The sequence below is a fragment of the Granulicoccus phenolivorans DSM 17626 = NBRC 107789 = JCM 15570 genome, assembly GCF_000423085.1.
Classification (GTDB): domain Bacteria; phylum Actinomycetota; class Actinomycetes; order Propionibacteriales; family Propionibacteriaceae; genus Granulicoccus; species Granulicoccus phenolivorans.
Map to the genome: position 1 here is coordinate 1 of NZ_AUHH01000044.1, position 21195 is coordinate 21195.

Consider the following 21195-nt stretch of genomic DNA (forward strand, 5'->3'; position numbering starts at 1 on the left):
GGTCGGGCCGCGCCGGCCGGGATGACACGCGGGCGGGTGGATGACACACGGGCGGGCCGCGCCGGCCAGGGATGACACGCGGGTGGGCTGCTCCGGCCGGCGACAACCAGCGACAACCAGCGACAACATCGTGCCCCGGCAGCCTTCGCGCGACAGCAAAACCGGCACCGAGCTTCCCGCGACGGAATATCTCCACCGGGCCGCTCCCGCGACGGAATATTCCCCCCGAGCCGCTCCCGCGACGGAATATTCCCCCCGAGCCGCTCCCGCGACGGAATATTCCCCCCGAGCCGCTCCCGCGACAGAATATTCCCCCCGAGCCGCTCCCGCGACAGAATATTCCCCCCGAGCCGCTCCCGCGACAGAAGAGGCGACTCGGCGACGCCTCCGGAAACCCGCGGGTGGTGCAGCAAGTGCGCGAGCCGGTTGCTATCGCCGACTGATGGGATCCATCGCGCGACCCCCGTCGACGGGTCGCCCGGACTCATGGGAGCCGCGCCGATGCCGCGCGACAGGTCAACGATCCCTCGACCGGTACCGACCGTGCGCGCATCGGGGCGTACATCGTGGTCGGTCGCACCCGGGGGGCGGATCGCCCGGGGAGCGAAGGAAGACCTCGACCAGCGAAGGCAGCAGTGGTCGCTGCTGGCGATGTTCCTTCGCCGCTCGCGATACTCCTTCGCTGGCCCGGAGGGTACCTTCGCTGGCCCGGACGATTCCGTCGCTGGCTCGGGGGACACCATCGCTGCCCCGGAGTCCCGGACCGCGCGAGCGCCGAATGAACCCAGACCCTCCATCCCCGACACCGGCCCCACAGCTTCGGACATCTCCCGACAGGTCGACACCGGCCTCAAGCCTCCCACCACTCCCGTGGGGACCGCAGCCGAGTCCCCCCTCGCCCCCATCCAGGGAGCCGGTCCCTCGTACCGCGACAGAGTCGGAGACCCAGCGACCGCAACGGGTTCCTGCAATTGCTGCAACGGCAGCGAGGTCACGAGTTCGGTCGCGGAGTGAACGGCGCTGTCGCGGGAGGCCCGCAGCCAGAAATACCCATCGCAGGAGACCCCTTGCCGGAAGAACCCATCGCAGGAGACCCCCGCCCCGAAGAACCCATCGCAGGCCCACCCCCACCCCGAAGAACCCATCGCAGGAGACCCCGGCCCCGAACAATCCATCGCGGGAGACCCCCACCCCGAACAATCCATCACAGCACCACACCCGACCCGAGTCCCCCGGCGCCCAGCACAAGCTCCCACCCGAACCGCGCCCCCGGCCACGCTCGTCCGCGCTCTTGACTCTCCCGCCGGGGGAGATTCCAGACTGGAGCCATGACCGACGTCGCAATCGGGGAGTTCTCCCGGCTGACCCACCTCAGCATCAAGCAACTGCGGCGGTACCACGAGCAGCAACTGCTCGCGCCGGCCCGGGTCGATCCGGTGAGCGGGTACCGCTACTACCGGATGGATCAGGTACCCGATGCCCTGCTGGTACGCCGGTTGCGTGACCTGGAGCTGGGCCTCCCGGCGATCCGGGACCTGCTCAGCGCACCCGACCAGACCCGCTCGGCCCTGCTCCGGGATCATCTGGCCACCCTGCAGCAACGGATCACCGACACCGGCCGAGCCGTCGAGGAGCTGCGCGCGCTGCTGGCCGAGCCGTCCCCGCTGCGGGTCGAGCTGCGCCACCTCCCCGACCAGCCGGCGCTGATCCGCACCGCCGAGGTCGCCGCCGACACGATCGATGCCTGGCTCGCGCAGGCGTACGCGGGGCTGTACGGCGAGCTCACCGGACTGCCCGCCGGACCGGCCGGGGCCCGCTACGGCGACGCGTTCTTCACCGAAGCGGCCGGCCCGGTCGAGGCCTTCGTCCCGGTCCCCACCGCGGCCGGCACGATCCCGGGTGGGGCGTACGCGATCGCGATCCATGCCGGCCCGTACGCCGAGCTGGACCGCACGTACGCCGCGCTCGGCCGCTACGTCCATGACCACGATCTCGCCGCCCCCGGCCCGATCCGGGAGAACTACCTGATCGGACCGTCCGACAGCGACCCCGCCGGCTGGCGCACCGAGGTGTGCTGGCCGATCACCCCGACCGCCGCCCATCCCCCTCTCGCCCCCTGACCCCGCCGCCCCTGACCCCGTCGCCCCCGACCCCGCCGCCCCCTGACCCCGCCACACGCCAACCCCGCCACACCCGACCCCACGACCGAAGGACTCACCATGCTCCGCATCGACGCCATCACCCTCGACTGCCGCGGCGAGGCCGCCACCCTGGCCGGCTTCTGGTCCGAACTGCTCGACCGCCCCGTCGCCGCCGGTGCCTCGGCGTACTTCGCCCAGATCGATCCCGCCGGCGACCAACCCCGGCTGATGTTCATTGCCGCCGGCCCGCGACACCCGGGCAAGAACCCGATCCATCTCGACCTGCGCGACACCGCCGACCTGGCCGACGCCGTCGCCCGGGCCGAGCGACTGGGCGCGGTCCGGGTCGGCGACTTCGCCGAGCACGGCTTCACCTGGACGACCCTGCGTGACCCCGAGGGCAACCTGTTCGACATCGGCACCCCCCACTGAGCCCGGAATCATCCCTGACCGGTGACCCGTTTGCCGCCCCGACGCGCAAGAATCGGGGTGTGACTGTCACCACCCGGCCCGGGACCACGGCTCAGCCCGGAAACACCTTCACCGTCAGCGGCGACACCGACCGTCGCGCCGCGCTGCGCCGGATGCGGATCATCGCGACCGGACTGTTGGTGCTGGCAGCGTTGATCTTCGTACTCACGCTGAACCGGGATCCGTACAGCCTGCTCGGGTACCTCAACGCCGCCGCGGAGGCCGCGATGATCGGTGGGCTGGCCGACTGGTTCGCCGTCACTGCGCTGTTCCGGCATCCGCTGGCGATCCCGATCCCGCACACCGCGATCATCCCGCGGAAGAAGGACGGCCTGGGCCGGGCGCTGCAGACCTTCGTCACCGACAACTTCTTGGTGCCGGAGGTGTTCCAGACCCGCCTGCGCAACGCGAAGATCGGGCACCGGCTCGGCGAATGGCTCAGCGATCCGCAGCACCGGGCCCGGATCCTCGACGAGGTCACCAAGCTCGGTGGGGCGGGGCTGGGCCGGATCCGCGACGAGGACGTGCTCAGCCTGATCGAGGAAACCATCCTGCCCCGGCTGCGCAAGGAGAACATGAGCCCGGTCTTCGGGGCCTTCCTCGAGGGCATCGTCGCCGACAAGGCGCACACCGGGCTGGTCGATATGGTCTTCCGCGAGCTCTACTCCTGGCTGGAGCGCCACCCGGAGAAGTTCACCGACGTGATCGGCGAGCGTACGCCGGACTGGCTGCCCAGTTGGGCCGACCGGCGCCTGCTCGACTGGTCGTACCAGCAGGCGCGGGAGTGGCTGGCCGCGGTCCGTGACCAGCCCGAGCACCCCGCCCGGATTGCGATCGACGACCTGCTGTCCACCGTGGCCGATGACCTGCAGCACGATGAGGTGATGCGGGCCCGCGGCGAGCGGCTCAAGGATCGCCTGCTCAGTCACGAGCAGGTCGGGCTGACCGCGGTTCGGCTGTGGGACTCCATCCGGGACTCGCTGAACGGGGCCATGGTCGACCGGGATTCCTCGCTGTGGCGCCGCGCCGACGGCTGGCTGGCAGAGTTGGGCACCTCGCTGAGCCGCAACGCCGAGCTGCGGCACTCGATCGAGGACCGGGTGATCGAACTGGTCGGGTTCATCGTGCAGAACTACGGCCCGCGGCTGGCCGGAGTCATCTCGCACACCGTGGAGGCCTGGGACGGCAAGGAGACCTCCGAGCGGATCGAAATGTTCGTCGGCAAGGACCTGCAGTACATCCGGATCAACGGCACCGTGGTCGGCGCCCTCGCCGGTCTGGCGATCCATGGCCTGATGCATCTGGGCACCCTGTTCTGAACCGGTCCGCCCATGGGTTTCCGGGGCCGCGGATTCTCGGCCGGCGGACCCGCGGCGCTAGTGTGTCGGCCATGCGTTACGTCTCCACCCGAGGCCTCCCCGGCGATCCGACCGCCGGTTTCAGCGACATCCTGTTGGCCGGTCTGGCCCCCGACGGTGGCCTGTACGTGCCCGAGGAATATCCGCAGGTGGATCGGGCCACCCGGTCGCAGTGGCGTCGGGTCCTCGCCGAGCAGGGGTACTCCGCGCTCGCCCATCAGGTGCTGAGCCTGTTCATCGACGACATCCCCTCCGACGACCTGCTGGAGATCTGCCGGCGGGCGTACAACAAGGATGTGTTCGGCACCGACGAGGTGGTTCCGGTCGAGCCGATCGGGGACGGGCCGCTGTGGCTGGCGCACCTGTCCAACGGTCCGACCGCGGCGTTCAAGGACATGGCGATGCAGTTGCTCGGGCAGCTGTTCGAGTACGAGTTGACCCGCCGCGACACCTGGCTGACCGTACTCGGCGCCACCTCCGGGGACACCGGGTCGTCTGCGGAGTATGCGCTGCGCGGGCTGGACCGGGTGCAGGTGTTCATGCTGACCCCGGCCGGGCGGATGACCCCGTTCCAGCAGGCGCAGATGTTCTCCCTGACCGATCCGAACATCGTCAACATCGCTGTCGACGGGGTGTTCGACGACTGCCAGGATCTGGTGAAGGCGGTCAACGCCGACGCCGAGTTCAAGGCCCGCTGGCACATCGGCGCGGTCAACTCGATCAACTGGGCCCGGCTGGTGGCCCAGGTCGTGTACTACGTCGCGGCCTGGCTGCGGGCGAGTTCGGATGACGAGCAGCCGATCTCGGTCTGCGTCCCGACCGGGAACTTCGGCAACATCGCGGCCGCCCATGTGGCCAAGCAGATGGGGATCCCGCTGGACACCCTGGTGCTGGCCACCAACGAGAACAATGTGCTCGACGAGTTCTTCCGTACCGGGGTCTACCGCCCGCGGTCCTCGGCGGAGACCCTGGCGACCTCGAGCCCGTCGATGGACATTTCCAAGGCCAGCAACTTCGAACGCTTCGTGTTCGACCTGCTCGGCCGCGACGGCGCCCGGATCCGCCAGCTGTTCACCACCGGCCTGCTCACCGAGGGGCAGATCGACCTGTCGCAGACCGCCGAGTTCGCCGGGCTGCGGGAGCGGTACGGCTTCGTCTCGGGGTGTTCCTCGCACGCCGACCGGGTGACCACCATCCGGCAGCTGTGGGAGTCCGACCAGGTTCTGGTCGATCCGCACACCGCCGACGGGGTCAAGGTCGCCGCGGCGTACGCCGATCAGGTGGCCACGCCGTTGGTGGTGATGGAGACCGCGCTGCCGGTGAAGTTTGCCGAGACCATCACCGAGGCGCTGGGTGAGGCCCCGGAACTGCCCGAGCGCTTCCGCGCGATGCTGGATGCCCCGCGGCACGTGCTCGAGCTGCCCAATGACGTCGCCGCGCTGCAGGAGTTGATTGCCGAGCGCGCCGCCGAGCGCTGAGGTCGACCGGGCGCTGATTCCGGGCTTCCCGTCCCGCGAAAGCCTCAAGTAGCGTCACGACGGTAAAGCAGCGTCACCGGGGGTAACCGCGCTTCGCGGCGCACCGAAGCTCAATAGCCATCCTTGACGCTCGATACCCATCACCGACGCTGAATGGCCGATCGAGGCTGACCGCGGCGCGGTGAGCGACCCCATCGCACTGGGTTGCTCGCGACATCAGGTCGATGGCCTGGATGCCTGGAACCGTCAAAAACGGTGCAGCAGAATCTCACCGGGTCCAGTCAGCGGCACTTTCCCGGGGGCCCGAACGATTCTGCTGCACCGTTTGTGACGGCTACCGCTCCTTCTTCGTCCCCAGCACCGAGTTGATGATCCCGGAGACCAGCGAGATCACCACCGACCCGGCCAGGGCCCACCAGAAGCTGTCGACCACGAAGCCGAACCCCAGTTGGCTCGCCGCCCAGGCCGTCAGCAGCAGCATCAGGGCGTTGATCACCAGCAGGAACAGGCCCATGGTCAGCACGATCGCGCAGAAGGACACCATCTCCGCCAACGGCTTGACGATGGCATTCACCACGCCGAACACCAGCGAGACGACCACCAGGATGAGGGCCTTGTCGGCGGTGGTGTTGCCGAGGATATGAATCCCGGGCAGCAACCAGGCGGTCACGCCCGTCGCGATGGCAGTAGCCAGGATGCGCAGGATGAGGTTCATGCCTCCAGCCTGGCACCGGCAGCGGCACCGGCCATCGGGGGTCTCCCCGGATTCAGCCCCGGTCCGCGCCGAACTCCGACCAGACCGGCCGGTCCAGTTCCCGCACCTCGCCGAGGGTCCCCCACTCCTTGCGGCCCAGGCGGCTCATCGGGCGCATCCGTTGGATCAGCGGATGCAGTCGGGGGCCGGCGTCCAGCACCGCGTCGTCGATCGCCCATGCCAGCACCTCGCCGATCACCAGGAAGTAGTCGCCCATCGCGATCTCGGCGTGCAATCGGCACTCCAGCGCGACCGGGGACTCCGCCACCCGCGGCGGCGCGACCAGCCGACTCGGTTCGGGAGTCAGCCCGGCCACGGCGTACTCATCGACCCCGTGCGGGGCATCCACCGAGGTGACGTTGGCTGCCTCGGTCAGCGGCTCGGTGACCATCGAGACGGTGAACTCCCCGGTGGCCCGGATGTTGCGCAGTGTGTCCTTCTCCCCGACCGAGGTGAACTGGATCATCGGCGGCCGGGCCGAGGCCACGGTGAAGAATGAATGCGGGGCCAGGTTGAGTACGCCCTCGGCCGACACCGAGGTCACCCAGGCGATCGGCCGCGGCACCACCGTCGCGGTCAACATCGGATAGATGCCCTTGGGTGCCATCTCGGCCACCAGGTACTCGGTTTTCATGTCTGCCCCCTCGGGCGTGCATCGTACGCCCCGGCGGCACGGCCTAGCCTGGGAGGGTGAGCAAGAACCTGTCCGGAAATCCCGCCCGAGCCGCCCAGCAGCGGGCCGACGCGGCCGCCGCGCGCGAGGAGGCCGCCCGCAACCCCGGCAAGCCCCGGTCGAAGAGCACAAATACGACCCGGGGGAAGACGACCGGCACCACCCCGCCGAAGACCACCCGGACCACCCGGGCGAAGCAACGGTTGCAGGCGGTGAAGGCGAAGCTGAACGAGCCGGCGGCCCCGCCACCGGCGGTGTACGACCGCGCCACCGATCCGCGCTTCGGGCCGGGTAAGCAGACCATCCGGGCCGGAATGGCCTGTCTGTTCACCGGCGGCATCATCCTGGTGGTCTGCGTGGCGCTGCTGGCGTACTCCCTGGTTCAGCTGTCCGGCGGCGGCGACCCGACCACCAACGGGTTCGCGCGGGCGGCCGCGCTGGCCGGGGGCGGCTTCGGTCTGCTCCTGGTGGTGACCGGGATCATTTCGGTGGTGATCGGCAAACGCCGGGCCAGGACGGTGTCCTGACCCGGCGTCCGATCGCTCAGCGAGCCCTCACTGCTGGGGCGGCATCCCGTACTGCTGCGGCGGGCCGTAGGACTGCTGCGGGGGCTGGTTCCCCGGTGCGGCCTGCTGCGGCGCCCCCTGCGGCGGCGGGTACTGCTGGGGCGCGTACTGCTGCGGGGCGTACTGCTGGGGCGCGGTCTGCGGCGGGGCAGTCTGCTGCTGGGGAGCGGTCTGCGGCGCCGCGGCGTACTGGTCCGGGGCCCCGTAGGCCGGCTCGGGCTGGGCGGTGATCCCGCGCGGCCCGTCCTCCTGCTCGGTTTCGTGCTGCTTGGCCTGCGCCGAGGTCCGCTTGACCGCTGCCGGGTTCTCCAGCGCCTGGGCCTGTTCGATGGCCTCCTTGACCGTCCGCTCGGATTCCTCCTGATCGGCGCGCTTCTGCTGTTCGATCTCGGCGAAGACGTCGATCGGCTCGGGGGCCTTGAAGTTCGCGTTGGGCCGGCTGTCGGTGGGGATCCCGGTCGGGTCGGTACCGGCCCCGAAGGCCTTGCCCAGTCCCTTCAGCGCGTCCCCGAGCTCGCTCGGCACGATCCACATCTTGTTCGCATCGCCCTTGGCCAGGGTCGGCAGCATCTGCATGTACTGGTACGCCAGCAGCGCCTGATCCGGCTGCCCGGCGTGGATGGCGTTGAACACCGTGGTGATCGCCTGGGCCTCGCCCTCGGCCCGCAGCATCGCCGACTGCCGCTCCGCCTGGGCCGCCAGCACCGCGGCCTCCCGGTTGCCCTGGGCCCGCAGCACCGAGGACTCCTTGTCACCGGAGGCGGACAGGATCTGCGACTGGCGCTGCCCCTCGGCCAACAGGATCGCGGCTCGCTTGTCGCGCTCGGCCCGCGCCCCCTTCTCCATCGCGTCCCGGATCGTGGGCGGCGGCTCGATCGAGCGCAGCTCGACCCGGTTCACCTTGATCCCCCACTTGCCGGTAGCCTCATCCAGCACCAGCCGCAGTTTCTGGTTGATGTCCTCGCGGCTGGTCAAGGTCTGCTCCAGGTCCATCCCGCCGATGATGTTGCGCAGCGTGGTCATGGTGAGCTGTTCGATCGCGCCCTCGTAGTTCTGCGCCTCATAGGCCGCGCGGACCGGATCGACGATCTGGTAGTAGATGACCGAGTCGATCCCCACCATCAGGTTGTCCTCGGTGATCACGCCCTGCGGCGGGAACGGCACCACCGTCTCGCGCATGTCGAGCTTGTGGACCACCCGGTCCACGATCGGGATCACCAGGTGCGGCCCCGGCTCCAGTGAACGGCTGAACTTGCCCAAGCGCTCCACGAGCCCGACCTGCTGCTGCCGGATGACCTTGACCGACGCACCGAGGAAGATGATCAGGAGCGCGACTACGACAAATACCCAGATGAGATCCATGGCCTGTCTCCTTCGTCGCCTGGCTCCATTCAACCATGCCCGACCGACCCCGGTTCACGGGTTTACGGTCGGGAACCCACCCTCATCCAGCTCCCGGCGCTGCGGCTGCACCAGCAGTGTGACCCCGTCGCGTTCGTACACATCGACCAGCACTCCGGCGGGGATCACGGCGTCCGGCTCGTAGGGCCGGGCGCTCCACACGTCGCCGTTGATCAGCACCTCACCGCCGGCAGCGGTGATCTCGGTGCGGGTACGCCCCTCGGCGCCGAGGATCTTGTCCAGGCTGCTGCGGTAGCCGGGGGAATTGCGGACCCGTTTCATCAGGGTCGGGCGCAACAGGAACACCGTCAGCAGCGCCACCACGATCGCCACGAGCACCTGAATCAGGACCACCCCGGGCAGGAAGATCGCCACCACCATGCCGGCCAGCGCACCGACGGCCACCATCAGCAGGAAGAAGTCGCCGTTCATCGACTCCGCGACGGCCAGCGCGACCGACAGGAACAGCCACAACGCCCACGGATTGGCCCCCAGCCAGTCGAACATCGTCACCTCCCGCTTGCCCCGAGCCTACCCGGCCCGCCGGTGGCTCAGGCGCGGCGCGGGAAGAACAGCACTACCAGCCCGACTCCGAGCGCGGCGCCCACGACCTGGGCCCCGAGGAACGGCAGCACCGATCCGGGCGCGATCCCGGCGAAGGTGTCGGAGAACATCCGCCCGATCGTCACCGCCGGATTCGCGAACGAGGTCGAGGAGGTGAACCAGTACGCCGCCCCGATGTAGGACCCGACCGCCGCCGGGATCCAGCCGGATCGGTTGGTGCGGACCAGGGCGAAGATCACCAGCACCAAACCCGCGGTGGCGACCACCTCGGCCAGCAGGTGCCCCGGGGTCGCCCGGACCTTGGTCGACAGCGTGGTGGGCACCTCGAACATCAGGTTCGCCACCACTGCCCCACCGATCGCCCCGGCGATCTGGACCACGACGAACACGCCCAGCTCGGCGAGCGTACGCCGGGCCCCGAGCACCCGGTCGGCCAGGGTGACCACCGGATTGAACTGGGCCCCGGAGACGGTCTGGAAGATCGCGATCAGCACCGCCAGGCCGAACACCGTGGCCAGGGTGTTCTCCAGCAGTTGCAGGCCGGTGTCGTTCGGGGACAGTTGTTGGGCCGCGATCCCGGAGCCGATCACGACCGCGACCAGCGCGGCGGTCCCGACGAATTCGGCGGCGGCACGGCGCCACAGCGGGGGGACAGGGGTGCTCACGGAGCAATCCTTGACCACCCACGATTACTAAGTCAATATTGAGTCAATGAGTACTGAGGCACCTTCGCTGGAACAGCGGGTCGAGCGGTACGCCGCCCTCGCCGATCCGGTGCGGCTGCGGATCGTGGATCTGCTCACGCTCGGCGACGCGGCACCGGTGGAGTTGCAGCGCGCCCTGGGAATCTCCTCCAGCCTGCTGGCCCACCATTTGCGGCTGCTCGAGACCGCGGGACTGGTCGCCCGGCACCGGTCCGAGGGCGACCGGCGGCGGATCTATCTGCACCGGATCCCCGCAGCGACCGAGGCGCTGCAGCCGCCCCCCGCGCTGACCGCGCGTCGGGTGCTGTTCGTGTGCACCGCCAACTCTGCCCGCTCGCAACTGGCCGCGGCCCTGTGGCACGACGTGAGCCGGGTACCGGTGGCCTCGGCCGGCACCCATCCGGCTGCGCGCCTTCCCGCCGGCACGATTGCCGCGGCGGAGCGGCATCGATTGACGCTGCTGGGGCACCGTCCCCGGGCGGTCGAGGATGTCCTGCGTACTGATGACCTCGTGATCAGCGTGTGCGACACTGCCCATGAGGAACTCGAGGGCCGGGACCGGCTGCACTGGTCGGTCAGTGATCCCGCCCCGGATGGTTCTGCCGCCGCTTTCGACGCCACCGTTGCCGCTCTGACCACCCGCATCCATGTGCTCGTGCCCCATCTCATCAAGGAGTAATGCCATGACCACGCCCACTGCGCCCGATCAGCCCCACCCGGCTCACCCGGCATTGACGCTGGATGCCCAGCAGGCCCTGCACGCCTCGGCGCAGCGGCTGGCCAAGCAGTTCGAGGGGATGTACAGCCTCGAGATCATCGAGAACTACCTGAAAACCTCCTATGCCGCGCTGGCCGCTCGGGCCCGGGTGACCAACCACCTCCCGATCCTCGCCGAGACCCTGGCCCGGCACCGCCTGCGAGCCACCGCCCGGGCCGAGGGCATGATCCAGGACGGGCTGCCCACGGTCCTCTTCCTGTGCATCCACAACGCCGGCCGCTCCCAGATGGCCCTGGGCTTCTTCCGGCACTATGCCGCGGGGCGGGCGTTGGGCTGGTCGGCCGGTTCGGAGCCCGCCGCCGAGGTGAATCCGGTCGCCGTCCGGGCCATGGCCGAACGCGGCATCGACATCTCCGAGGAGTTCCCCAAGCCGTTGAGCCAGGAGTCCGTCCGCGCGGCCCAGGTGGTGATCACCATGGGCTGTGGGGATGCCTGCCCGATCCTGCCCGGGACCCGCTACGTCGACTGGGAACTCGACGACCCGGCCGGCCAGGACATCGAGGCCGTACGCCCGATTCGTGACGAGATCGACCGGCGGGTGCAGGCCCTGCTGGCCGAACTCGGCGTGCCGGCCAAGGCCTGATCGGCCTGCCGGATCGGGGGCTATCTGCGAGTTTGACCGTTTCGCTGCACTCATTCTTCGGCCGCCTCAGTCAGAGGCAGTTTGACCGCCGGTCAATCGGGTTGAGTGCAGCGAAACGGTCAACGTGCCGAGTAGTCAGCACTCCGGGATGTTCACCGCTACCGCCAGACCGGCCTCGGAGGTCTCCTTGTACTCCGATTTCATGTCCTGGGCGGTCTGCCACATCGAGCGGATCACCTGATCCAGGTTCACCCGCGCCTTGGCCGCATCCGATTCGACCGCCAGGTGGGCCGCGCTGATCGCTTTGATCGCCCCCATCGCATTGCGCTCGATGCACGGGATCTGGACCAGCCCGCCGATCGGGTCGCAGGTCAGGCCGAGGTTGTGCTCCATCGCGATCTCGGCGGCCATCAGCACCTGCTCGGGACTCCCGCCCAGGACCTCGGCCAGCCCGGCCGCGGCCATCGCCGAGGACACCCCGACCTCGGCCTGGCAGCCTCCGGCGGCCGCGGAGATCGTCGCGTTCTTCTTGAACACCGAGGCGATCTCGCCGGCCACCAACAGGAACCGGACGATGTCGTCGTTGTCGTAGTGATCGGTGCAGGTGTGCAGGTACATCAACACCGCGGGGATCACCCCGGAGGCCCCATTGGTCGGCGCGGTGACGATCCGCCCGAACGACGCGTTCTCCTCGTTCACCGCCAGCGCGGCACAGGAGATCCACTGGTTCACAGTGCGGAAATCCCGGGGCATCCCGCGCACCGCGTCGATCAGGCCCGCGCGGGTGGCCGGAACCTCCCCGAGCAGGCGTACGCAGAGCCCCGAGGCGCGGCGGGTCACATTCAGCCCACCGGGCAGCGTTCCGGTCCGGCTCACCCCGCGATGCACCGCGGCAATGATCTCGGCCCACAGGTGTTCGGCCTTCGCCACGGTCTGCGCCCGGGGCCGGTACGCCTGCTCGTTGGCGAACACCAGATCGGAGACCCGGGCAAATCCCCTCCGTCGCACATGTGCCAAGATGTCGGCTCCGGCGTCGATCGGGTACGGCACCCGGACCGCATCGAAGGGATCCGCCTGCCCGGCGAACGCGACGAACCCGCCGCCGACGGAGAAGCACTCCCAGTCGACCGCCGTCCCGTCCCCGAACCGGGCCGCCATCCGCATCCCGTTCGCATGCCCGGGCAGGGTCCGGTCCCGGTGGAACTGCAGGTGCTCCCCGCGCCGGAAGGGCACCGGATGCGTCCCGGCCAGCGGCAATTCCCCGGTCGAACTCGGCCACCCGGTCGGCGATCGTCGTGGTGTCGATCGTGGTGTAGTCCGCCCCGGCCAGGCCGAGCATGACCGCCACGTCGGTGCCGTGCCCGATCCCGGTCTTGGCCAGCGACCCGTACAGGTGCACCTGCACCTCGACCACCTCGGCCAGCGCCCCGGCCGCGCGGATCCGATCGAGGAACAGCCCGGCCGCGATCCACGGCCCCATCGTGTGGGAACTGCTCGGGCCGATCCCGACCTTGATCATCTCGAAGATGCTGATCGAGGGATGCGTCGCCGGGTCACCTCCGTCTAGTCGACGGTGATCTCGCCCATCTCGTCCCAGTCGTCCCCATCGACCTGGCGCGAGACGATCTTGGGCGTGGCCGCCAGATACTGCGGGAACTCCTGCTGCATCTTCTTGAAGTGGGCGGAGTTCACGTGCGCCCCGGCCGCGTCGTCGTCGAAGGCCTCGATCAGCACATACTCATTGGCGTTCTCAACACTGCGGGACCAGTCGAACCACTTGTTGCCCGGCTCGGCCCGGGTGGTCTCGGTGAACTCGCGCGACAGTGCGGGCCACTGATCGGCGTACTCGGGCTTGACGGGGAACTTCACCACGATCATGATCATGCGTCCATCCTGGCATGCAGGATCCAGTGGATGGTCTGGTTGTAGGGGGTCGGGATCGAGTGCCGGATCCCGAGCTCCACGACTTCCCCGGCGAAGATGTCCACCTCGGTGGACCGACCGGCCAGGACGTCCTGGTGCATCGAGGTGATCCCCTCGGCCGGCTGGTTGGCCAGAACGTGATCCCAGCGCTCGAGATCCTTGACCCCCAGGTCAACCCCTTCGGCCCGACCGACCTCGATCACCTCGGTCATCAGCGCGAGCATCAGCCACCGGGCGGGCCCGTCCTCGACGAAGGCACCATACGGCTTGTCGAGGACCGCCGAGGCCTGGTTGACCCCGACGTTGACCATGAACTTCCACCACATCTGCGGCCGCATGTCCGGCGGGGTCTCCCAGTCCAGCCCGGCGGCATCCAGGAGTGCCTGAACGGCCCGGACCCGCTCGCTGGGCCCCGACAGCGCGATGGGATCACCGAACACCAGCCTCCCGGCCTGCCGGAACCGGATCTCGGTCCCGGCACGCTCGGCGTCCATGGCCAGGGCGATACAGGGCAGCACCCGTTCCGGGTGGCCGAAGCGTTCGGCGATCTGCCGCTCCGAGCCCAGTCCGTTCAGCACCGAGAGGAAGGTCGTCTGTGGGCCGACCAGCGCCGCGACATCGTCGAGGGCGCCGGCGAGTTGCTGATGCTTGACCGCGACCAGGACCAGATCGACCGGCTTCCCGGCGTCGGTGTCGGCATCCCAGACCGGCACGTCCAGGGACTCCCCATTCACCGTGAGCCGCTGCTCGGTCAGCCGGCGGGCCCGTTCCCCGCGCGCGACCAGGCGTACGCCCACCCCGGCGCGGGCCAGATGGGCGGCGTACATCGCCCCCATGGCTCCGGCTCCGACCACTGCCACCGACTCGATCGCCGCAGCTTCGCTTCCCGACCATTCGCTCATGGCGGTGAGCCTACCGATCCCCGGCGGCATGGGTTGCCGGGGCGATTTTCCTTGCCCCAACACGAACCTGCAGTCAATACCATATGGTTTGTTCAAGTGTTCGACCCGAGCCGAGAGCAGGTCCCCATGTCCAGTCCTTCCTCCCCACCCACCCAGCGACTGTCCGGCCGGCGTGCCCTCGTCACCGGCGGCGCACGCGGCCAGGGGGCCGCACACGTCGAGCGACTCGCCGCCGAGGGAGCGGCGGTCTACCTGGCCGATGTGCTCGACGACGCCGGGGAGGCCGAGGCCGAGCGGTTGCGCTCGGCCGGCCATGACGTCACTTTCCTCCACCTCGATGTGGCCGACGAGGACAGTTGGGCCGCGATCACCTCCCGGCTCGGTGACGGTGTCGACATTCTGGTGAACAATGCCGGGATCCTGCACACCGCGCCGCTCGGTGAGGAGAGCCTCGCCGCCTGGCGAGAACTCCTGGACGTGAACCTCACCGGGATGTTCCTCGGGATCCGGGCCATCGCACCGTTGATGCCCTCGGGGAGTTCCATCATCAACATCTCCTCGATCTTCGGCCGCGCCGGCGCCGCGGGCTTCGGCGCGTACACCACCAGCAAGTTCGGCATCATCGGCCTCACCCGGGTCGCGGCCCTGGAACTGGCCGAGCGCGGGATCCGGGTGAACGCCATCTGCCCCGGTGGAGTAGCCACCCCGATGTCGGATCCGAACCGCGGCGGCCCGATCATCGATGACACTCCCCTGCGGCGGTACGCCCGGGCGACCGAGATCGCCGCCGTGGTGGCGTTCCTCGCCAGCGCCGATTCCAGCTACATGACCGGGGCCGAGGTGCCCGTCGACGGTGGTTACCTGGCCCGCTAGCAGACACCGAGCGGGTCAGCCGAACAACGCCTCGCCGGGGAATCGGCCGGTGCGGCCCACCCCGGGCGGGACGGCGTACAGCCCGGAGGCCTGATGCTGCAGGTACTCGGTCAACGCATCATGCTTCGTCATCTTCAGCAGCACCGGATAGAACTGGGTCCGGGGATCGCGGACGAAGGCGATGAAGAACAGCCCGGCGCTGAGCCGCCCCAGCGAGTCGTTGCCGTCGGTGTAGTTGTATCCCCGGCGCAGCATGCGGACGCCGTTGTTCATCGACGGGTGCACGATCCGGATGTGCGCGTTGTCCGGGATCGCCGGTTGCCGGTCGGGCCCGACCGCGGCGAAGTCGGGCGTGACGAACTCGTCGGCGTTGCGCGGGTTCGCCACCGACAGCGGCGCCCCGTAGCGCTTGCTGCGGCCCATGAAGTCATTCTGGTCGGCCAGGGTCTGCCGGTCCCAGATCTCCAGCAGCATCCGGATCCGGCGGGCCACCAGGAAGGTGCCCCCGGCCAGCCACTCCGCGGCCGGGTCGTCCCCGGACTGGACCCACAGGTGCCGGGCGAGTTCGTCGGCGGAGTCCTCGGACTTGATGTTGTTGGTGCCGTCCTTGTACCCGAACAGGTTGCGCGGGGTGTCCTGCGACTTCGAGGTCGAACTGGTCCGGCCGTAGCCGACCTGGCTCCAGCGCAGCGCCGCCCGCCCGAAGCCGATCCGGGCCAGGTTGTGCAGCGCATGGACACAGACCTGGGCATCGTTCCCGCAGATCTGCACGACGATGTCCCCGTCGGACTTGTCCGCCTGCAGGGCATCCTTGGGGAACTTCGGCACCCCGGCGGCCAGTACCGCCGGCATCCGGTCCTTCAGCCCGAACCGATCGGTGCCCTGGGCGTCCACGAACAGGCTCGCCCCGTAGCCGAAGGTGATCGTCAACCCGGCCGGGTCGTAACCCCAGGCTTCACCGGTGTCCCGCGGCGGGGCCAGCGGATTCTCCTCCGGCTCCCCGCCGACGAGTTCGCCGCCGGTCATCTGTTCGGCCGCGGTCGACCATTCCCGCAGCAGCGCCTGCAGTTCGTCGCGCTTGGTCGTGGTCACGTTGAAGGCGGCCATCACCAGTTGGTCCTGGGCCGGGGTGATGATCCCGGCCTGGGTCGCGCCCCGGTACGCCTCTGCGTGCACCCGGTGCTCGGCGCCGGCGGCCGAGGTCCCGCCGAAGTATCCGGCGGTTGCCCCGGCGGCCCCGCCCAGGGCGAGCAGGCCGCCCGCCCCGAGCAGGCCGCGCCGGGAGACTGCGTGTTTTGTCTCGCCCATCAGTTCAACACGACCGCGGCGACCTTGGACAGCGACTCGGACACGGCGTTGACCCCGTCGGAGAATTCCCGCTGCACCGGGGTGTAGGCGGCCTCATTGGGGACCTCCCCGGCCTCCTTCTGGACCGCGGCGATCGTCGAGTAGTCGGGGTAGGTGGGGCTGCCGTCGGCCGCGGTACCGGTCTGCTGCTTCTGCAACAGCGCCGCGATCGTGGCGAAGCGCTGGGTGATCTCGGTATCCAGGCTCGGGTCCTTCTTCTTCACGATGTCCTGAACGTTGCCGTAGGCGACCTGCGCCCCCTCCAGGTTGGCCTGGAAATCGTAGAGGTCGGTGTGGCTGAAGGTCTCCTCCTCGCCGACGATCTTGCCCTTGGCAACCTCCTCCATCAGGGCCCCGGCACCATGGTTGATGTCGGCCAGGGTGACCGCGAAGGGCTTGCCGTCGGCACCGGTGCGCTTGCCCGACACCAGGTCGTACAGCGTCTGGGTGTTGGTCACCAACTGATCCGCCTCGGCCTGGCGGGCGGCCGGGTCGGTGATCTTGTACGCCGACCCCGCGGCGCTGAACAGGTCGGCCTCCATCCGGTGCCAGCCGTGCCACTGGGCCAACACCGCCGGATCGGTCACCTGAGCATTCGCCTCCAGCGCCACATCCTGGATCCGCCGGTCCAGGGCGGCATCGAGGTCACCGGGCTCGGAGATGCCGAACGCCTCGGCGGTCGGTTCGATCCGCTCGAAGTACATCCGGGCCAGTGGGTAGAGCCGCTTGGCGGTCTCGGTGTCGCCGGCGGCGTACGCCTGGGCGAACTTCTGGGTGTTGGTGAGCAGCGCGCCGGCCTGGTCCTTGATGTAGTCGGTGTAACTGTCGACGGCCTTGTCCTGCAGTTGCTTCACGTCATCGCTGACCTGGACCTGGGCCCCCGGGGTGACCTTGAACTCGGTCACGCCGACCAGGTCGCCGACCATGTTCGGCTTGCACGCGGTGTAGTAGGTGCCCTCGGCCATCGCGGTGGTGACCTGGACGGTGGTGCCGGGGCCGATGTTCTCCTTCTCCACCACGATCCGCAGCTTGTCCGCGGCCAGGATCTCGAACTCGTTGGCCACGGTGCCGGTGTTCTTCACCTCGAAGTTGACCGTGCCGGACGGGGCCTGCGCCGCGGACACCTGGCAGGTGGTGTCGGTGATGGTCACATTGAGCGTACCGGCGCCGGCCGGGGTGGCATTGTCGGTGCAGCCGGCCACGGCGAGGGTCAACGCGACCGCTCCCACAGCGAGGGTGCTCAGACGGGTGATCGGGGTCATGCGGGGGTGTTCTCCTTGATCGAGGCGGGACGCGGGCTCTTCTTGATCCGCGAGCGCAGGTGGAAAGCGATAGTGGTGGGGATGAAATAGACCAGCCAGCCGACCACCTGGAGCACGGTCGGCTTCAGGTTGAACTGGAACATCGCCTGGGCCAGGACGTAGAGCCAGTGCAGCGGGGATCCCTGGCCGGGCAGCAGCGCCGAGTAGTCCCAGGCATGCAGGCTCCCGCCGGGCAGCACACCGGCCTCCTGCAGGTCGCCCAGGCCGTAGCTGACCACCCCGGCGGCAACCAGGATCAGCAGATAGCCGGTGACCAGGAAGAAGATCCGCATGTTCACCCGCAGGGCGCCGCGGAAGATGGCGTACCCGATGATGGCGGAGACGACCAGACCGGCCACGGCTCCGATCACGGCCAGCCCGGCCTGATTCTCCGCCGACGACTTGATCGTGGCCCACAGGAACAGGGCGGTCTCCAGGCCTTCGCGGCCGACGGCCAGGGCGGCGATCCAGATCACACCGTGGGCGCTGCCGCCGGAGTCGGTGGCCGCGGACAGCTGCCCCTCGAGCTCACCCTTGATGTTGCGGGCGTTCTTCGCCATCCAGAAGATCATCCAGGTGACCAGGGCGGCGGCCAGCAGGGACAGGACCCCGCCGATCACCTCCTGGGCCTGGAAGGAGAGCCCCTTCGGCCCCCAGGTGAGCGCGGCCCCGAACGCGAGCGGGACCGCCGCCGCGATTCCGACGCCGAGCCACATCCGGCGCAGCGCGCCGCGATTGTCGCTCTTGATCAGGTAAGCGGCAATGATGCCGACCACCAACGACATCTCCACGCCCTCGCGCAGCGCGATCAAAAAGTTCGCGAGAAACATCCCAATCCTCCTTAGGCCAGGCTCGCCTAAGCTGGCCCATGAAGATTAGGACTGCCTAACCTATGGCGTCAAGACGACTGCGGGCCCTTTTTGAGTCCGGTGTTCCGAATATGTATCCGACGAGTCGTCGGGTCAGGCTGCGGTCCGGGACTCCCCGGACCGACCGGGCCGGACCCAGGTCAGCGCCAGGCCGAGCAGCATGAGCACCAGCATCACCGTGTAGGTGACCCCGAAGCCCAGGTCGATGCCCGTCCGGCCGTCGGCGGACAGCCCCGCGGGATTCCCGGCCATGAACGCCCCGGCGTCGCTCGCCGAGACGAAGGCCACGATCAGCGCCATCGTCAGCGCCAGGCCGATCCCGTTGCCGAACGAGAGCGCGGTGGTGCGGATCGCATTGACCACCGAGGCCCGCTCCTTCGGCGCGCTGGTCATGATCGCGCTGGAGTTGATCGTCTGGAACACCCCGTTGCCCAGCCCCAGCAGGCCCAGGCCGATGATCGCCGCCACGGCGCTGCCGACCAGCACCGACAGCAGCAGCCCCACCATCCCGGCGACGGCCACGGTCGCGCTGGCGATGGTGGCCGTACGCTGGGACAGCACGCTGCGCACCCGCCCACCCGACAACGAACCCACCGTCAGCAACACCGGGAAGGTCAGCGTCTTGAGCGCCGCCAGGGCCGCGGAATCACCATCCATCCCCTGGAAATACAGGCCCACCGCGGTCACCGCACCCACCCGCGGGAGCATCACCAACATGCCCTGCAGCACCGCCACCGGAAACTCCCGGCGCCGGAAGAGGTCGGGGTGCAGCACCGGATCGGGCACCCGCCGCTCGACCAGCAGCAACACCGGGACCAGCGCGATTGCCACCACCAGCAGCGTCAGCACCACCGGACTGGTCAGCCCGAGCGTCCCGCTCAGACTGACCGCCAACTGGGCGCAGCCCAGCATGACCGCCAGCACGATCGCCCCCGGCACGTCCAGCCGGTTGCGTCGGGCCTGCGGCCCCCGAGCCGGTTCGGGTATGCCGCGGAACGCCCACAGCCCCCAGACCAGGGCGAGGAAGGTCACCGGCGCAACGGCCCAGAACAGCCATTGCCAACCCAGCGCGGTGGTGAGCACACCGCCGAGCATCGGACCGGTGACCTGGCCCACCGAGAAGCCGGCCAAGTAGACGCCCATCGCGCCGGTCAGCTTCTTCTGCGGAAAGACCATCATCAGAATCGAGACCGCCGAACTGAGCAGGATCGCGGCCGCGATGCCCTGCAGGGCCCGCCCGATGATCAGCCAGATCATGTTCGGACTGAAGCCGAGGATGACGTTGAGCACGGTGTACAGCGCCAGCCCGATCAGAAAGACCTTCCGCCGGTCGATCACGTCGGCGACCTGTCCGGCCGGAATGATCAGCATCGTGTTCAGCAGCGGATAGGCCATCAGCAACACCGTGGCCATCATCGCGCTGGCCCCGAATTCGGTGGTGATGGCCGGCACGGCGATGTTGAGCATGTTGGTGCCCGCCGAGAGCGTGAACGTGGTGATGGCGACCACGGCCAGGATGCTCCGGGGCCCACGCAACGGGCGCGCTGTCTCGCTCACGATTCAGTGCCCCCTCGACGTGCTCGGCTGGTGGTGGAGGCCGGATTTGCCCCAGGCTGAGCCGGACTCTCTGCGCGAAGCGTATCGTCGGCCCCCGACGGTCACAGCGGCAAGACCGAACTTCGGCTTACCGACGGGCTTCGGCTCACCGACGGGGCTCGGGCGCTGCTTCAGGTCAGGCTGTAGCCACCGTCGGCGGGGATCGCCGTGCCGGTGATGATCCCGGCCCGGTCGGAGGCCAGCCAGACGACCAGGTTCGCGATGTCGTCGGCGGTGGCGATCCGGCGCAGCGGGTACCGCTTGCCCATCTCGGTCAGGTCGATGGAGCGCGCATTGAAGCCCGCCGACAGCATGGGGGTGTCGGTCGGGCCGGGCAGCACTGCGTTGACCCGGATGCCGTCGGGGCCGTACGCCAGCGCCGTACTCCGGGTGAGCGCGATGATCCCCGACTTGCTGGCGGCATAGTCGGGCTGCGGGGCGGCCATCTTGAGCACCGTGGCCGAGGACATGTTCACGATGGCCCCGCCGCCGTTGGCCCGCATAGCGGCAATCTCGTGTTTGAGGCAGTGGAAGGTGCCGCTCAGATTGATCCCGAGCGTGGTGTCCCACGCCCCTTCGGAGAGGTCGGTGACGTCTCGATAACCGCCGGGGGTGCCGGCATTGTTGACCGCGATGTCCAGCCGACCGAACTCGGCGACCGCTGCGGCAACCATGGCCTCGACCTGGTCGGGCAGGGACACATCAGCCTCGACGGCAAGCGCGGCAGCGCCGAGTTCGTCGAGGTCTTCCTTGGTCGCCCGGGCGGCCGCCACGTTCCGATCGGCCACCACGACCGTCGCCCCTTCCCGCGCCAACAACTCGGCGGTGGCCCGCCCGATCCCGGAGCCACCGCCGGTGACCAGTGCCACCTTGCCGGCCACGATTCCCTGAACGTCCACAACAGCCTCCCGTC

General features: G+C 69.0%; 19 protein-coding genes and 2 pseudogenes. 8 read left to right on the forward strand and 13 right to left on the reverse strand.

Translation table 11 applies throughout. The features are described from left to right. Positions 1-1328 precede the first annotated feature (1328 nt). From G531_RS0115440 to thrC, 4 genes are all read left to right on the forward strand, one after another. Complete coding sequence (locus G531_RS0115440; RefSeq protein ID WP_026927926.1) at positions 1329-2120, forward strand: MerR family transcriptional regulator; 792 nt, start codon at positions 1329-1331, stop codon at positions 2118-2120. Positions 2121-2219: 99 nt separating this feature from the next. Further along, the gene (locus G531_RS0115445) at positions 2220-2573 is read left to right on the forward strand and encodes a VOC family protein (protein ID WP_026927927.1); all 354 of its coding nucleotides are present in this window, start codon (positions 2220-2222) and stop codon (positions 2571-2573) included. A gap of 59 nt (positions 2574-2632) precedes the next feature. Continuing rightward, the gene (locus G531_RS23165) at positions 2633-3931 is read left to right on the forward strand and encodes a DUF445 domain-containing protein (RefSeq protein WP_211221877.1); all 1299 of its coding nucleotides are present in this window, start codon (positions 2633-2635) and stop codon (positions 3929-3931) included. A gap of 71 nt (positions 3932-4002) precedes the next feature. After that, a complete protein-coding gene (gene thrC / locus G531_RS0115455) occupies positions 4003-5448 on the forward strand; it encodes a threonine synthase (protein ID WP_026927928.1) in 1446 nt (481 codons plus the stop codon). A gap of 334 nt (positions 5449-5782) precedes the next feature. On the opposite strand, the gene G531_RS0115460 is transcribed toward thrC, so the two are convergent. Beyond that, entirely contained in the window at positions 5783-6163 is a 381-nt protein-coding gene (locus tag G531_RS0115460) for a phage holin family protein (RefSeq protein ID WP_026927929.1), read from the reverse strand. 52 nt (positions 6164-6215) lie between these two features. Continuing rightward, positions 6216-6836, reverse strand: a complete 621-nt coding sequence (locus G531_RS0115465) for a flavin reductase family protein (RefSeq protein ID WP_026927930.1) — start codon at positions 6834-6836, stop codon at positions 6216-6218. Between the two features lie 56 nt (positions 6837-6892). Here G531_RS0115465 and G531_RS0115470 point away from each other — a divergent pair, with 56 nt between their 5' ends. Continuing rightward, positions 6893-7402, forward strand: a complete 510-nt coding sequence (locus G531_RS0115470; RefSeq protein ID WP_026927931.1) for a hypothetical protein — start codon at positions 6893-6895, stop codon at positions 7400-7402. Between the two features lie 339 nt (positions 7403-7741). Here G531_RS0115470 and G531_RS23170 read toward each other — a convergent pair. From G531_RS23170 to G531_RS0115485, 3 genes and pseudogenes are all read right to left on the reverse strand, one after another. Beyond that, positions 7742-8803: pseudogene (locus tag G531_RS23170) on the reverse strand (SPFH domain-containing protein); the annotation flags it as partial. Positions 8804-8857: 54 nt separating this feature from the next. After that, a complete protein-coding gene (locus G531_RS0115480) occupies positions 8858-9349 on the reverse strand; it encodes an NfeD family protein (RefSeq protein WP_026927932.1) in 492 nt (163 codons plus the stop codon). A gap of 44 nt (positions 9350-9393) precedes the next feature. Next, entirely contained in the window at positions 9394-10071 is a 678-nt protein-coding gene (locus G531_RS0115485) for an aquaporin (protein WP_026927933.1), read from the reverse strand. A 46-nt stretch (positions 10072-10117) separates the two neighbouring features. Between G531_RS0115485 and G531_RS0115490 the strand changes: the two genes are divergently transcribed. Then, positions 10118-10789: an arsenate reductase/protein-tyrosine-phosphatase family protein gene (locus G531_RS0115490; protein ID WP_026927934.1), complete on the forward strand. Its 672-nt coding sequence runs from the start codon at positions 10118-10120 to the stop codon at positions 10787-10789. A 4-nt stretch (positions 10790-10793) separates the two neighbouring features. Continuing rightward, positions 10794-11471, forward strand: a complete 678-nt coding sequence (locus G531_RS0115495; RefSeq protein WP_026927935.1) for an arsenate reductase ArsC — start codon at positions 10794-10796, stop codon at positions 11469-11471. 135 nt (positions 11472-11606) lie between these two features. On the opposite strand, the pseudogene G531_RS23175 reads toward G531_RS0115495, so the two are convergent. The 3 genes and pseudogenes from G531_RS23175 to G531_RS0115510 all read right to left on the reverse strand — a co-directional run bounded on the left by G531_RS23175 (position 11607) and on the right by G531_RS0115510 (position 14296). After that, a pseudogene (locus tag G531_RS23175) lies at positions 11607-12990 on the reverse strand (L-serine ammonia-lyase). A 44-nt stretch (positions 12991-13034) separates the two neighbouring features. Next, on the reverse strand, positions 13035-13355 hold the full coding sequence (locus tag G531_RS0115505) for a putative quinol monooxygenase (protein ID WP_026927936.1): 321 nt from the start codon (positions 13353-13355) through the stop codon (positions 13035-13037). Continuing rightward, the gene (locus tag G531_RS0115510) at positions 13352-14296 is read right to left on the reverse strand and encodes a ketopantoate reductase family protein (RefSeq protein WP_026927937.1); all 945 of its coding nucleotides are present in this window, start codon (positions 14294-14296) and stop codon (positions 13352-13354) included. The genes G531_RS0115505 and G531_RS0115510 overlap by 4 nt, the downstream gene beginning before the upstream one ends. A gap of 126 nt (positions 14297-14422) precedes the next feature. Between G531_RS0115510 and G531_RS0115515 the strand changes: the two genes are divergently transcribed. Beyond that, a complete protein-coding gene (locus G531_RS0115515; protein WP_026927938.1) occupies positions 14423-15169 on the forward strand; it encodes an SDR family NAD(P)-dependent oxidoreductase in 747 nt (248 codons plus the stop codon). A gap of 15 nt (positions 15170-15184) precedes the next feature. Here the strand turns inward: G531_RS0115515 and efeB are convergent, their stop codons facing one another. From efeB to G531_RS0115540, 5 genes are all read right to left on the reverse strand, one after another. Further along, positions 15185-16477: an iron uptake transporter deferrochelatase/peroxidase subunit gene (efeB, locus tag G531_RS23180; protein WP_051215584.1), complete on the reverse strand. Its 1293-nt coding sequence runs from the start codon at positions 16475-16477 to the stop codon at positions 15185-15187. After that, positions 16477-17778 carry an iron uptake system protein EfeO gene (gene efeO, locus G531_RS0115525; protein ID WP_026927939.1) on the reverse strand — a complete coding sequence of 434 codons (1302 nt, stop codon included), beginning with the start codon at positions 17776-17778 and terminating at the stop codon, positions 16477-16479. Before efeO ends, efeB begins: the two co-directional genes overlap by 1 nt. After that, the gene (gene efeU / locus G531_RS23185; protein ID WP_035759296.1) at positions 17775-18647 is read right to left on the reverse strand and encodes an iron uptake transporter permease EfeU; all 873 of its coding nucleotides are present in this window, start codon (positions 18645-18647) and stop codon (positions 17775-17777) included. The genes efeO and efeU overlap by 4 nt, the downstream gene beginning before the upstream one ends. Positions 18648-18779: 132 nt before the next feature. Continuing rightward, on the reverse strand, positions 18780-20243 hold the full coding sequence (locus G531_RS0115535; protein ID WP_162143186.1) for an MFS transporter: 1464 nt from the start codon (positions 20241-20243) through the stop codon (positions 18780-18782). Between the two features lie 170 nt (positions 20244-20413). Next, positions 20414-21181 (reverse strand): SDR family NAD(P)-dependent oxidoreductase, encoded by a 768-nt coding sequence (locus tag G531_RS0115540; RefSeq protein WP_051215585.1) that lies wholly within the window; start codon positions 21179-21181, stop codon positions 20414-20416. Positions 21182-21195: the final 14 nt, after the last annotated feature.